General features: G+C 70.5%; 10 protein-coding genes. 1 reads left to right on the forward strand and 9 read right to left on the reverse strand.

Features of this window, described 5'->3' with window-relative positions:
* The 6 genes from ACT6S0_RS22965 to tssK form a co-directional block, all read right to left on the reverse strand.
* On the reverse strand, positions 1-645 hold a 645-nt coding region (locus ACT6S0_RS22965), incomplete at its 3' end, for a hypothetical protein (RefSeq protein ID WP_444766081.1).
* A gap of 55 nt (positions 646-700) precedes the next feature.
* Positions 701-2,488, reverse strand: coding sequence for a type VI secretion system contractile sheath domain-containing protein (locus tag ACT6S0_RS22970; protein ID WP_444766082.1), 1,788 nt, complete (start codon positions 2,486-2,488; stop codon positions 701-703).
* Between the two features lie 6 nt (positions 2,489-2,494).
* Complete coding sequence (gene tagF / locus ACT6S0_RS22975; RefSeq protein ID WP_444766083.1) at positions 2,495-3,109, reverse strand: type VI secretion system-associated protein TagF; 615 nt, start codon at positions 3,107-3,109, stop codon at positions 2,495-2,497.
* Positions 3,106-6,651, reverse strand: coding sequence for a type VI secretion system membrane subunit TssM (tssM, locus tag ACT6S0_RS22980; RefSeq protein WP_444766084.1), 3,546 nt, complete (start codon positions 6,649-6,651; stop codon positions 3,106-3,108). The genes tagF and tssM overlap by 4 nt, the downstream gene beginning before the upstream one ends.
* A gap of 53 nt (positions 6,652-6,704) precedes the next feature.
* On the reverse strand, positions 6,705-8,027 hold the full coding sequence (locus ACT6S0_RS22985) for a DotU family type VI secretion system protein (RefSeq protein ID WP_444766085.1): 1,323 nt from the start codon (positions 8,025-8,027) through the stop codon (positions 6,705-6,707).
* Positions 8,028-8,179: 152 nt separating this feature from the next.
* Positions 8,180-9,517 (reverse strand): type VI secretion system baseplate subunit TssK, encoded by a 1,338-nt coding sequence (gene tssK, locus ACT6S0_RS22990; RefSeq protein ID WP_444766086.1) that lies wholly within the window; start codon positions 9,515-9,517, stop codon positions 8,180-8,182.
* Between the two features lie 192 nt (positions 9,518-9,709).
* Here tssK and ACT6S0_RS22995 point away from each other — a divergent pair, with 192 nt between their 5' ends.
* The gene (locus ACT6S0_RS22995; RefSeq protein ID WP_444766087.1) at positions 9,710-10,276 is read left to right on the forward strand and encodes an OmpA family protein; all 567 of its coding nucleotides are present in this window, start codon (positions 9,710-9,712) and stop codon (positions 10,274-10,276) included.
* Positions 10,277-10,351: 75 nt separating this feature from the next.
* On the opposite strand, the gene ACT6S0_RS23000 is transcribed toward ACT6S0_RS22995, so the two are convergent.
* From ACT6S0_RS23000 to tagH, 3 genes are all read right to left on the reverse strand, one after another.
* Entirely contained in the window at positions 10,352-10,759 is a 408-nt protein-coding gene (locus tag ACT6S0_RS23000; protein WP_444766088.1) for a DUF4280 domain-containing protein, read from the reverse strand.
* 10 nt (positions 10,760-10,769) lie between these two features.
* Positions 10,770-11,519 carry a PP2C family protein-serine/threonine phosphatase gene (locus ACT6S0_RS23005; protein WP_444766089.1) on the reverse strand — a complete coding sequence of 250 codons (750 nt, stop codon included), beginning with the start codon at positions 11,517-11,519 and terminating at the stop codon, positions 10,770-10,772.
* A 232-nt stretch (positions 11,520-11,751) separates the two neighbouring features.
* The coding region (gene tagH / locus ACT6S0_RS23010) for a type VI secretion system-associated FHA domain protein TagH (protein ID WP_444766090.1) at positions 11,752-12,372 on the reverse strand (621 nt) is incomplete at its 5' end.

Genomic DNA, 12,372 nt, shown 5'->3' on the forward strand with positions numbered 1-12,372 from the left:
GAGCATTTCCTTCTGGCTGGCCACGCATTTGGAAATCGCCTCCAGGATGTCTTTCTGCTCGTGCCTGACCTTGGCGATGAAGGTGTCGTGCAGGATCTTGTTGTCCACGCCGCGGATGTTGTAGTCGCCCCCGCCCACGCCGCCGTCGCCGTAGAGGCGCACGGCGTCGGCGTACTTCTTCTGCGCGAACAGCCTGAGCGTGTCGACGCTCGGCCAGATGGCGACCTGGGGCTGCTTGCAGTAGCGTTCGAACACGGTCTCGGCGGCGGCGTCTTTCATGACGGTGTCGAAGTTCTTGATGCCGCCGGCGTATTTCTCGCGGCCGATCAGTGCAGCTGCGGCGAGCTTGGCGAACTGGGCGTAGTCGTCGGCGCGCTTCTTGTATTCGAGGATGCCCATCAGGGTTTCCTTCTGCGCCTTGGGGTCGCATTTCTTGCTGGCCTTGGTCATCGCCTCGGACAGCTTGGTGGCCGTCATCGAGGCCTTGGCCGCTTCCTCCGGCGTCATGGCCGCGAACTTGCCCTTGCAGTGCTTCTGCCACTCGTCCAGCGCGGCCTCGACGCCGCAGCCCTGGGTCTTGCTGGACGGGTCGGCGTCGGTCCATTCCTTCTTGGTCCAGAGCTTGGGCTTGAATCCGGATTTCATGGTGTGTCGTCCTTGTGGGGTCGGAGCTGGTAGGTGAGGGTTGGTGGGGCGGGGCTTAGCCGAGCGACTTCAGCAGGGCTGCAAGTTCGGCGTCCATGCCGTCGTCGGCCACCGCCGCGTCGTCGCTGGCGGGCGCGGCGTCGTCGCCGCCCAGGCCGGCCAGCAGCGCGTCCAGGTCGCTGTCGCCATCACTGCTGCCGCCGCCGTCATCGCTGCCGGAGCCGGCGAGGCCGGCCAGCAGGTCGTCGATGTCACTGCTGGTGCCGCTGTCGTCGTCAGATGTCGATGCTTCGTCGGCGCCGTCTCGCGCGGCCTTGCCTGCGCCGCCGCGTTGGGGTGGCTCGGCGAGTTTGGACTTCACGTTCATCTCGATGCCTGCACGCGCGCCCGCCTTGGACGCCGCGCCGGCCGCGGCGATGCCGCCCAGGCCCGACAGGCGCACGCTCGGCTCGCCCTTGTGCGCCACGAGTGCAGCCACGCCCCAGCGGCCGAGTTCTGACACGGCCGCCGTCGACATGAAGCGCTCGGTACAGGGCAGGGCGGTGCTGTCGCCGTCGGCGTCGACGAAGTGATGGAAGGGCAGGTCCGTCACGGTCGGCGTGCCGCCCTGGCCCGCGAGTGCCGTCAGCGCCAGCAGGGCGGGGTGGCCCCAGAGCATGCCGGCCAGGCCATCGGTCAGCGTGAACTCCTCGAAGGCGAACGACGTGATCGGGTCGCTGCGCTTGCCGTAGGGGTGACGCAGCAGGAAGCGCGGGCCCAGCAGCACCAGGCGCTTCGCCTCGGGCAAGGCCTGCAAGGCCTGGAAGGCTTCGGCCACCAGCGGGTGCGGCGGCTTCTTGGGGTTGGCGAGGCCGTCCACGGCCATGGCGGTGAAAAAGCTCGCGCCGGCGGCGTCGGCGATCCTGGCCATGCGGCCGAGCAGCTCGGTGTGGGGCGGCGTGGCCTCGAACTGGTAGAGGCCGGCGATGAAGGTGTAGCCGCCGTCCTTGGCTTCGGCCGGCTTGTTGACCAGCAGGCGGTGCAGGCCGGTGTCGGCCAGGTCGTCGGCAGTGCTGAGGTCGGCGGCGAACTCCTCGGCGCTGATGTCGATGAGGTGGACCTGCAGCATCGGCCCGGTCTCCAGGCGGCGCAGCAGGAAGTCCACGCCGCGCCACAGCGATTCGGCCGCCTGGAAGTCGGGCTGGTGCAGCACGGCCCGCATGCCGTCGGCGATGCCCGCGTCCAGCGTGGCCAGCAGCGCCGCCTTCTCGGGCTTGGCGGCGGGCACGACGAAGGGGCCGATGACATCGCGCAGCAGGGCGTCGATGCCGCCGCCCCCATTGCCCATTGCAGCGGGCACGCTGCTGCGGCCGGTCAGCCGCGCGAAGTCGTCCAGCCTGGCACCGGCCGCCGGCGCGGCGCCCCGGGCGCGCACGCCGCGGCCCGTGCGCGAGGCCCTTCTCTTGGTGCCCGACAGCTTGGCGACCTCGGCGGCGGCCTTGTCGAACGTGGTCGTGTTGTTGAGGCGTTTGCGCAGGTCATGCAGCTTCTTGAACAGCTCCAGCTCGCGGAACAGCGTGTCGGGGTGGAAGGACTCCAGGTCGGCCAGCGGTACTTCCACGGCCGCGCCGTGGGCGCCGACCGGCAGGCTCAGCGTGATGCCCTGCTGGCCGAGCCCATCCTCCAGCGAATCGAACTCCACCGAGCGCGGCTTGCGGCGCGCCAGCGCGTCGCCGCTGTCCAGGCGGCCCGCGGCGGCGCCGGCGCCGAAGTCACCCAGCAGTGCGATGCGCACGGGGCGCTTGGGCGCCCAGCTCGGGGCGGTGGTGTCGAGGTGGCCGTAGTTTGGGGTCCAGTCGGTCATGGCGTCTCAGGGCTTGAAGAGGGTCGCGAAGGCGGCGCCGGTGGGAAGGGCGGGCTGCACGGTCGGGCCACTGCCGCCGGCCTGCAGCCACAGCGAGCAGCCCTGCAGGCCGTCCCAGGCCGCCTGGCTGAGCAGGGCGGTCAGCCCGGGTGGCAGCGTGGGGTCGGCCGGCTGCGCTGGCGGCGGCGGCGCATCGGCCAGGGCGGCGTCGAGCGCCTCGGCGCTCCAGTCCTCGTGCAGGGCATTGACGGCGATCTCCTCGACCTGGCCGGCCCATTGCCACAGCGCAGCCACCTCAGCGCTGCCGGCCGGGCGCGGCAGGGGCGCGCTGACGACCACCAGCGGGAAATAGCGGCCCACCCGGTCCACCGACGGGATCATCACGCCCACGCGCAGGCCCTCGCCCGACCCATCGGGCATGCAGCCCGGCAGCAGCGCAAAGCGCCAGGCCGGGCTGGCCAGGTAGTCGCCCAGCCAGCTGTCGGGCGCGCGGTCGCGCAGGGCGTGCAGGCCGGCGGCCAGCCAGGTGTCCCACTGGGCGATCCACTCGGGCGCCAGCCGGCGGGATGCGAAGTCGCCCAGCGCCGGCAGCTTGCCGTACCAACCTGGAACGCCGCTCACAGCGCCCCCGGGCAGCGGAACTGCTGCAGCTCGCGCAGCCGGAACGGGTTGAACACGCTGCTGGCCGTGACCTCCAGCCGGGCGCGGTGGCCGTCCAGGTTGATGACGACGATGAAGCGCTCGGGCTGCTGCGGCGCGCCCTGCACCTCGAAGCGGTCGAACAGCCGGAACAGCGCCCAGGGGCCGTCGAAGACGATGGGCGTGCCGCCCGGCTGGCTCGTCAGTTTGATCTGCGAGGACAGGCGCTGGCCCGGCCACTGCAGGCTGACGACCTGGTTGCTGCCGGCGGTGAACTTGGCTACCTGGCCGTCGATGTCCAGGGACAGTTCCTTGAGCCCCTCGCCCAGCTCCAGCGCACGCACATCCACTCGGAAGGCCGGCGCCTTGCCGCCGCCGCGGAAGAAGACCTCGCGCACGCGGGCCGCACGCTGGAAGTCGGCCAGGGCCGCCGGCGACACCGGCCGGCTGCCGTCGCCGGTGGGCCGGAAGCTCCAGGGGTTGCTGCCCACGTCGACCAGAGGGCTTAGCTTGCGGGTGAAGAAGTCGTCCATCAGCCCGCCGGGCGCAAAGAACTGGCCGAAGTCCTCGGGCAGCACATCGACCTTGGCACCCTGCGCGACCGGATAGCGGCCGGCGATGGCGCGGCTGCAGAACTCGCTGACGGGCTGTAGCTCGCCGGTGAGGCTTTGGCGCTCCACCAGCCGGCTCTGGTTGTCGGCCGCGTCGGCCAGCGTCTCCAGCGCGCCGCGCAGCGGCTCGGGCTGCTGGCCGGCGGCGGCCTTGAGCTTGGCGCCGCCGCCCCCGGCGGGCGGCGGCGACTTGCTCTTGAGTGCCTCCTGCACGGCGCTGAGCTGCACATAGACGTCGTTGAACATCTTCATCACCTCGTCCAGCGGCGGCGGCGTGCCGGTGACCAGGCGGCGCAGCGAGGCGAAGTGGTCGTCGACGATCCTCTCCAGCGGGCCGCCCGACGAGATCGCCGTCGGCGCGCGGGCCTGCGTGCCGGCCAGCCGCGCCAGCTCGCCGCCCTTGGCCGCGACGGCGTCGTCCAGCTTCTTGTTGGCCTCCTTGGCCAGTGCGCTGCCGGGGTCGGCCGGCTCGATCAGCGTCGTCTCGCGCGAGGCGGCGCGCAGGAAGGCGGCCAGCGGCGAGTCCACCGCCGACAGCAGGCGCGAGACGGCGATGCCGCGGTCCAGGCCGCCCAGCTTGACCAGGCGCACGTCGGCCAGGTAGGCGTCCCAGACCTTGACGTATTCCTCCAGGTAGAGGCGCCGCACGCGCTCCACCAGCGTCTTGTCGGCCGCCTGGCGCTTGGCCGTGGCGGGGTTGGTGCCCAGCACCCAGGCCTCTTCCTCGGCGAGCTGCCTGGCGGTCTTGTCCACCGAGGTCTGGAAGGCCTTCTTGTAGCCGTCCCGGGTGAACATGCCCGGGATGCCCTGGGTCAGCGGCGCGCCGCTGGCACGCATGAAGACGTTAGGGCTCTGCGGCCCGGCCGCGGCGGCCACCGTGAAGGGCGGCAGATCACCGTCGATCTGGGCGCGGCGCAGGCGGCTGAAGATGCGGTATTCCAGCGGGTAGGCGCCCAGCATCTCGCGCACGCTGGCCACCAGCGTCTTGTCCATCGGCTGGGCCACTTCGAAAGCGCCGCGCGACAGCAGCGCGTCGAGGTGGTTCTTCAGCAGCGCGACCTTCTCGGCACCGAGGCTGCCTTCGAGGTTGGCGTCCCAGTCCAGCCCGACCCAGGCCTGCAGACCGGGCGCGTCCAGATGCTCCGGCGTGTAGAGCATCAGATAGGCCTTGAGCGACTCGTAGGCGAACTCCAGGTTGTCGCGGTTGGCGGTGCGCAGCCGCTCCTCCAGCCGAGCCGCGACGCGTGGCGCCAGACCGCGTTGCAGCAGGCGGTGGTAGGAGACCTGGGCGCCGGCGTCGAGCTTGTCGCCCTGGAACAGGCCGAAGCCCAGCCGCAGCGGCGGGTCGTTGAGCGCAAAGCCCGGGGGCTGGGCCGCGTCGCGCAGGGCGGCCAGTGCCTCGGGCAGGGCGGAGGGGTCGCTGCCGCTGGTGGGCGGCAGGTTGGCGACGGTGTCCTTGAGCGCCGGCAGCTTGGCCTCGATGTCGGCGATGTAGCGCTGGTTGCCGAAGTAGCTGAAGCCCCAGCCGACCGCCAGCGTCAGCGTGACGATGCCCAGCGTGGCCAGGCCCGCCAGGCGCAGCCGCGCACTGCGCCGCTCGACCTGGGCGTTCTGCCCCACCAGGCCTTGCTCGACAAAGATGACCTTGCGCAGCAGGTGGTTCAGGAAAAAGCTCTTGCCCTTGGCCGCGGCCGGTGGCGTCAGCCGGCGCTCGACACCGAAGCTGCGTGCCAGCGCGCCGAGCACGCGGTCAATGGGCGTGCCTTCCTGGGTGCCGCTGGTGAAATAGACACCGCGCAGCCGCGGGGCTTCGTCGAGCGCGCCGCCGCCACCGAACACCGTTTCCAGGTAGCCGCCGAGCAGGCCCTTGAGCCCGCCGAACTGCTGCGGGAAGGCGAAGATGACGGCGCGCTTGAGCGTGTCGCTCTCGGTCTCCATGCGCTCGATGAGGCGCTCGCGCAGGCGCTTTTCCAGCGACGCGAATTCGCCGCCGAAGTTGGCCATCAGCTCCTCGCCCGGCTGGGCCGCCAGCGGGAAGGTGAAGCCCAAGACCTGGTCGCGCTCCTCCTTGCCCATGGCGCCGAAGGTCTCGTTGAAGCCGGCCAGCAGGTCGCACTTGGTGACCATCACATAGACCGGCACCTTCACGCCCAGGCGCTGCTGCAGCTCCTGCATGCGGCCGCGCATGCGCGAGGCCTGCTCCTTGCGCTGATCGGGCGGCAGGGCGAGCAAGTCCTGCACGCTGATGGTCAGCAGCACGCCGTTGATCGGGCGGCGCGGGCGCGCCTTGCGCAACAGGCCGAGGAAGGTGTCCCAGGCGGCGGCGTCGGTGTCCTTGTCGGAGTCCTGCGTGGCGTAGCGGCCGGCGGTGTCGATCAGCACGGCCTCGTCGCTGAACCACCATTCGCAGTTGCGCGTGCCGCCCACGCCGCGCACGCTGGCCTGGCCGAGCTTGTCGGCCAGCGGGAAGTTCAGGCCGGCGTTGAGCAGCGCCGTCGTCTTGCCCGAGCCCGGCGCGCCGACAAAGATGTACCAGGGCAGCTCGTAGAGCGAGGTGCCGCCGCCGAACAGGCCCTTCTTGGCGCCCGGCGCCTTCTTCAGCAGCGCGATGGCCTGACCGAAGCGCTCCTGCAACACCGCCTCTTCCTTGGCCGAGGCCGAGGGCCCGCCGCCCATGCCCTTGACGAGGGCGGCGTTGATGCGGCGCCGGCGCATCTGCGTCCACACCAGGCGCAGGCCGCCGAGCAGCCAGACGACCGCCAGCGCGATGCCGCGGGCCAGGCGGGAGTCCAGGGGGCGGTTGTCGCCGAGGGCGATCAGCGGGCCCGCCCACCAGACCAGGGCTGAGACGACGAGCAGGCCGAACACGCCGAGCGTGACGGGGTGGAACAGGAAGGACAGGAATCGTTTCATCTCAAATGTCCATGGTTCCGCAGGCAGCGGAAATGCAACCTTCGAATGTCATGTCAGCGGTCCTGGGCCATCAGCGTGACTTCAACGCGGCGATTCCTCGCGCGGCCGGCGGGCGTTGCGTTGTCAGCCACGGCCTCGGCGTCGGCACGGCCTTCGGCGCGCAGGCGGCCGACCTCGACGCGCTCGGCGAGCAGGTTGCGGAAGGCCTCCGCGCGCGCCTGCGACAGATGCCAGTTGGACGGGAAGCGCAGCGAGCGGATGGGCTGGTTGTCGGTATGGCCGGTGATCTGCACGGGCCCCTTCAGGCGCTGCAGCGCCTCGCCGATACGCAGCACCAGCGGGCGCAGCTCGCTCGACACCTCGGCGCTGCCGGGGCCGAACAGGCCGTCGCCCTTGATGATGACGATGGAGCGGTCGGCCAGGTCATTGACCTGCACCAGGCCGGCCTTGACGTCCAGGTCCAGCAGCCCGGCCAGGCGCGGCGCAGCGGGTGGCGGCGTGGGTGCGGCCACAGCCGCAGTCTTTACGTCGAAGCTGCGCAGTGCGGTGAACACGTTGTCGGACGCGCTGTTGATGCCGAAGCGCAGTCCGACATAGACCAGCAGCAGCACCAGGGCCGTGGCGGCCGTGATGGCCCACAGCGGCAGGCGCTGTCGCAGGCCGGCCTCGGCCGGTTCGGCCCCCTGCCAGCGCGGCGACAGCGCGGGGTCGGGCGTCTGGCCCTGGCGCAGCATCTGGGCCAGCCGCGCACGCACGCCGTCGAGCTGGGCGCGGCCGTTGTCGATGACGCGGTAACGGCCCTCGAAGCCGAAGGCCAGGCAGACGTAGAGCAGCTCCAGCAGGTTGCGGTTGGCCGGCACGTTCTCGGCCAGCTTGGCCATCAGCGCAAAGACCTTCTCGCCGCCCCAGGACTCGTTGTGGAACTGCACCAGCAGGCTCTGCGCGGCCCAGGCCCCCGAGCCGCCCCAGGGCGTGCTGGCGGCGGATTCGTCGAGCAGCGTACACAGGATGTAGCGGCCGGCGATGACCTGCTCGTTGGGCAGGCCCTCGGCGCGCGCCTTGGCCTCGAAGGCGCGGATGCCTTCGGCCAGCGCCTCCTTCAGCCCGGCGGGGTTGGGGTGCTGGGCGCTGTGGCGCACGCGCGGCGCGGCGGACAGCAGCGGCATAGCGGCGGCCACCAGCGGGTTGAGGCTGGCGGCGGTCAGGGCATCAAGGGCCAGCGGTGCCTCGCGGCTGGCCGGCATCGCCGGCGCTGCGGGTGCGGTCGGGCGCGCGGGCTGCGGCATGCCGGCCACGGGCCTGCCGGCACTGGGCTTGATGACCGTGCGGTCCTGCCCAAAGGCGGCAAAGGGATCGTCGTTGTTGGGGTCGCTCATGGGGCGGGCCGATCAGCAGAGGCTGCGACGGATGCGTAGAAGAAATGCAACCACAGAGGCACGGAGGCACCGAGGCAAGAGGAGCGGTTTGCCTGGCCTCCTCTGTGCCTCTGTGCCTCTGTGGTTGCCTTTTGTGTTCATGGCTGGAGGCGTCAGCTGCGAATCGCCCAGAACTCCAGCTCCAACCCCGGGAACTCCCCGGCGATGTGCATGGCCAGGCCGCCCGAGCTTTCGAGCTGCTTCCACAGCTCGTTGCCGCGCGTCTCCAGCTCGAAGTAGTTGTGGCCCGCGTGGTAGGGGATCTGGCGCGGCGCCACCGGCAGCGGGCGCAACGTGACGCCGGGCAGCTGCAGGTTGACGAGGTCGCGGATGCGCTCGACCGGGCCGATCTTGACCTGGGTGGGAAAGCGCGCCCGCAGCGCGTCCCCGGGCAGCTGGGCCGACACGGCCAGCACGAAGGTGGCGCTGCGCTGCAGCTGCACGTCGGGAATCAGCGCCACGCGCACGCCATAGGCGCGGTCCTGCAGCTCGATGGGGATGGCGGTCTGCTCCATCACCATGCTCAGCGACTGGCGCAGGTCGTCGATGACGGGCCGGAAGGTGGCGGCAAGGTCGTCGTGCACATAGTCGGCGTACGCGGCCGGCCGGCGGGTATCGCGGAAGGTGGCGAGGTCGCCGGCCAGCGTCAGGCAGTCGGTGTAGAGCCGCTCGGGGTGCAGCAGCGAGACCGCGCGCAGGTGGTTGAACAGGGCCTGGTTGCGGTTGACGGCTTCGAGCAGCAGGAAGTCGGCGATCTCGCCGACACCGCCCCGGCCGGGTGCAGCCAGGCGCGCGGCCAGCGCATCGCCACGCTGGTTGAGCAGGCCGCAGAGCTCGCGCAGATAGCCGTCCAGCACCGGATGGGCCGGCGCGTGCAGCAATGGCGGCACGAAGGCGGGGTCGAGCACGACGCGGTTGTCGGCGCGGCGCTCCACCACGCGGGCCACGCCCAGCGTGGCATAGCCTTCGCCGGCATCGCGCTGCAGCATCAGGCGCAGGTTGAGGCGGCCGACCTGCAGGGCGGCGTCACGGTCGAGCTGGGAGTTGCTGTCGCCGACATTGACCTCGCTGGCCGTGAAGCGCGGGCCCATGGAGCCGGCGGCGCCCTCCGCATCGGTCTCGACGACGCCCGGGCGCTGCAGCGTGACGGCCAGCACGATGATCTCGTTGCGGGCATCGGCCGGGATGTCCAGCGCGGCCGGCGCAGCGTCGCCGCCGGGGGCCGAGAAGGCGGTGCCGTCGGGCAGCAGGCCCTGGGCCGACGCCAGGCCCACCTTGCCGAGCGTCAGCGAGGCCTCGTCCAGGCTCAACGCCGCAAAGCCCCAGGCATGGCCGACGGCCTGCTGCAGGCGCTGGCGCCACTGGTGCTCCCAGTGGCGGTCATGCTGCTGGAAGTGCTGCGGCTGGAGGAACATGCCCTCGGTCCAGATCACTCGGTCACGCCAGGTCATGGATGGGATTGCCTCAAGGGAGCATGGGAACGGACAGGAATGGGCAGCCGCGGCGGCCTGCGATCAGGCGGTGAGTGACTGCAGCGCCGGCTTGGTTCCCTTCTGTCCCGCCCGCGTGCCGCCGAAACCGGGAACCATTCGGCAGTGGCGGTCACTCAATCAGCGTTTCACCCTGTCGAGCGAGTGCCCGCCATGAAGAAGTTCCGTCCCCTGCTGCTTGTTTCCTTGTGCGGCCTGACCCTGAGTTCCTGGGTCGCGGCGCAGGTGCCCGCGGCGCCAGCCACGGCCGCCTCGGCCGCCGAGGCCGTCGACCTGGGCAAGAGCGTGCCCACCGCCGAGTCCATCGCCGAAGGACTGTTCCCTGACGACAAGTGCAAGGAGCTCGAAGCCGCGGGCTTCAAGTGCATGGGCTTCAAGCCCGCCATCAAATACTCGCTGCCGGCCACGTCCTTCAAGGTGGGCTCGGCGGAACTGCCGCCGCTGCTGAAGAAGCAGCTCGACGTCTTCGCCGACGTGCTCAAGACCAAGAAGAACAGCGACCGCAAGGTGCGCGTCATCGGCCATGCCGACGCCTCGGGCACGCCGGCCGCCAACCAGGCCCTGTCCATCAAGCGGGCGGAGTCGGTGCGCAATTACCTGGTGGCCAAGGGCGCCGACCCGGCCCTGCTGGTCATCGAGGGCGTCGGCGCCAAGGACCTGAAGAACCCCGCCAACCCCAAGGCCGACGAGAACCGCCGCGTGGAAATCGGAAGAAAGTGATCGTCGCGGGCTGCACCGGCAGGGGCAGCCCACAGGCGGGCTGTGTTCTTTGCGCGCCGTGCGCCGGGCCTGTGCCTAGGGAACCATCTCGGTCATCTGCCCCGGCATGCTGAAGGTGATGACGCCGCCGTAGGCGCAGCTCAGCGTCGAGGTGTTGTTGAGCACCGGCAGATTGGCCAGCATCACCGTGGGCGCGCCAGGCGCCCAGGGCGCCGGGAACACCGGGACGCAGGGCATGGGCGTCAGCGTGAACACGCCCAGGGCCGCCGCGGTGGCGCTGGCCGTGGCCGACGCGACTGCCGGGTTGGCCATGCTGCTGCACATGCCGAAGGGCGGGATGTTGACGTTGGGCACGTTGTCCATGATGTTGGCCGCCGCCATGTTGCTCGTCATCATCTTGTTCTTGGGCAGCACGTTGAGCGTGCTGGGTGCCACGCCGAAGGGGCAGGTCATCATGGCACCGGTGCAGACATGTTGAGGCATGGTCTTCTCCTCAATCCGACCCTAGCCAAAGGGCCAGGGCGGTGTAGTTGTCGTGGTTGGGCTTGGCGGCGGCGGCCAGGCGCACGCGTTGCCCGAGGTCGTCCAGCCAGGCCTGCGGCTCGGTCGCAAAGGCCAGGGTGGCGGCGATTTCGTAGTCGGGCACCCATTCCCACACGCCATCGGTGCACAGCATCAGCACCTCACCGCCGCACAGCGGGAAGGGCGTTTGCGACACGCTGATGTGCAGGTCGCCACCCTCGGTGCCCAGCGCCGAGTACAGCTCGCTGCGCTTGGGATGCACGCGGGCGCCGGCTTCGTCGAGCATGCCGCCGTCGATGAGCGACTGCACCAGGCTGTGGTCACGCGTGCGCGCGGCCAGGTGGCCGTCGCGGAAGGCGTAGAAGCGCGAGTCGCCGCAGTGGCCCCATAGCGCGTTGCGGTCCTGCAGGTCGATGGACAGCACCACGACGGTGGAATGCATGTTGCGCAGTTTGGGATTGGCCGCGCGCTGGGCCAGCAGCTCGCGGTTGCAGTCGCGCAGCAGGGTTTCGAGCGCCTGCGGGTGGTGGGCCGGCAGGCTGGCATAGCCCTGCAGCACATGGCTGACGGCCAGCTTGGAGGCGATGTCGCCGCCGCCATGGCCGCCCGCGCCGTCGGCCAGCACGCAGCAGAGATAGCGCTCGGAATGCCAGTGGCCGCAGGCGTCCTCGTTGTAGCTGCGGCCGCCTTGTTCGGACATCAATGCCAGCTCGATCTGCACATCGCCCCTTTCAGTGTTTGTTGGAGGGCGTCGTGAATTTGCGGGCCGAGCGCCGGGCTGCCCATGGCCAGAGGCCCTGGGCCTGTCGTAGGCACAAGCAGTCCGCAGGGACTGCTCGTGTCCGACTCCAGTTCGCCAAGCCGGCCCGTCATGGCGATGTGCATGCGGCTTGATGCCGCATGCATCGCCGTCCCTTTGGGGGACCGGCCGACGTACTCGTTGGACGAGGGGCTCATGATTTATCCAGCGCGTCCAGCTGTGCTTCGTAGGCGCGCAGGAACTCGCGCCCGAAGACCTGGTGGAAGTCGTCCGACAGCTCGCCGGCGATCTGCTGGTATTCCTGCTGGAAGACCGACCACAGCTGCGCCTTGCGCGCCGCCGGCAGCAGGCTGGACAACACCGACTTCTGCGTCAGCCGCGACTCCAGTGCCGTGGGGTCGAAGCGCTGCAGCAAGCCTTCGAGCGCGGCGCGCATGCCGGCCAGGAAGGCCAGCTGGTGGGCGCGCAGGTCGTCGAAAGCGTCGCGCATGGCGCGCTGCGGCTCGATGAATCCGCGCACCGCCGGGCCCAGCAGATGGCCCAGCGCCACCTCGGCCGTGGGCGAGAACTTCAGCGGGTTGTTCTCGCGCGCGACGATCATGGTGGCCTCGGCCCTGACCTCGCGTTTGAGCGCAGCGCGGGCGACGAGCAGGTCCACCGTGCCGCGCGCGGACTCGTGCAGCAGCTGGCCGACCAGGCGCATGAAGTCGGGCGTGAGGCCACCCGCCGGCACATTGGGCAGGCCCAGGCCCTCGCGGAAGGCGGCCAGCAGGGCGGCCTGGTCGGCCGGCACGGCGGCTGCGGTCGGCGCCGC

The sequence above is a fragment of the Roseateles sp. genome (assembly GCF_052436255.1).
GTDB lineage: Bacteria > Pseudomonadota > Gammaproteobacteria > Burkholderiales > Burkholderiaceae_C > Pelomonas.

Coding starts and splice junctions, on each gene's coding strand:
- ACT6S0_RS22970 (WP_444766082.1), bottom strand. CDS start 2,488: ATGACCGACTGGACCCCAAACTACGGCCACCTCGACACCACCGCCCCG.
- tssM (WP_444766084.1), bottom strand. CDS start 6,651: ATGAAACGATTCCTGTCCTTCCTGTTCCACCCCGTCACGCTCGGCGTG.
- ACT6S0_RS22985 (WP_444766085.1), bottom strand. CDS start 8,027: ATGAGCGACCCCAACAACGACGATCCCTTTGCCGCCTTTGGGCAGGAC.
- tssK (WP_444766086.1), bottom strand. CDS start 9,517: ATGACCTGGCGTGACCGAGTGATCTGGACCGAGGGCATGTTCCTCCAG.
- ACT6S0_RS22995 (WP_444766087.1), top strand. CDS start 9,710: ATGAAGAAGTTCCGTCCCCTGCTGCTTGTTTCCTTGTGCGGCCTGACC.
- ACT6S0_RS23000 (WP_444766088.1), bottom strand. CDS start 10,759: ATGCCTCAACATGTCTGCACCGGTGCCATGATGACCTGCCCCTTCGGC.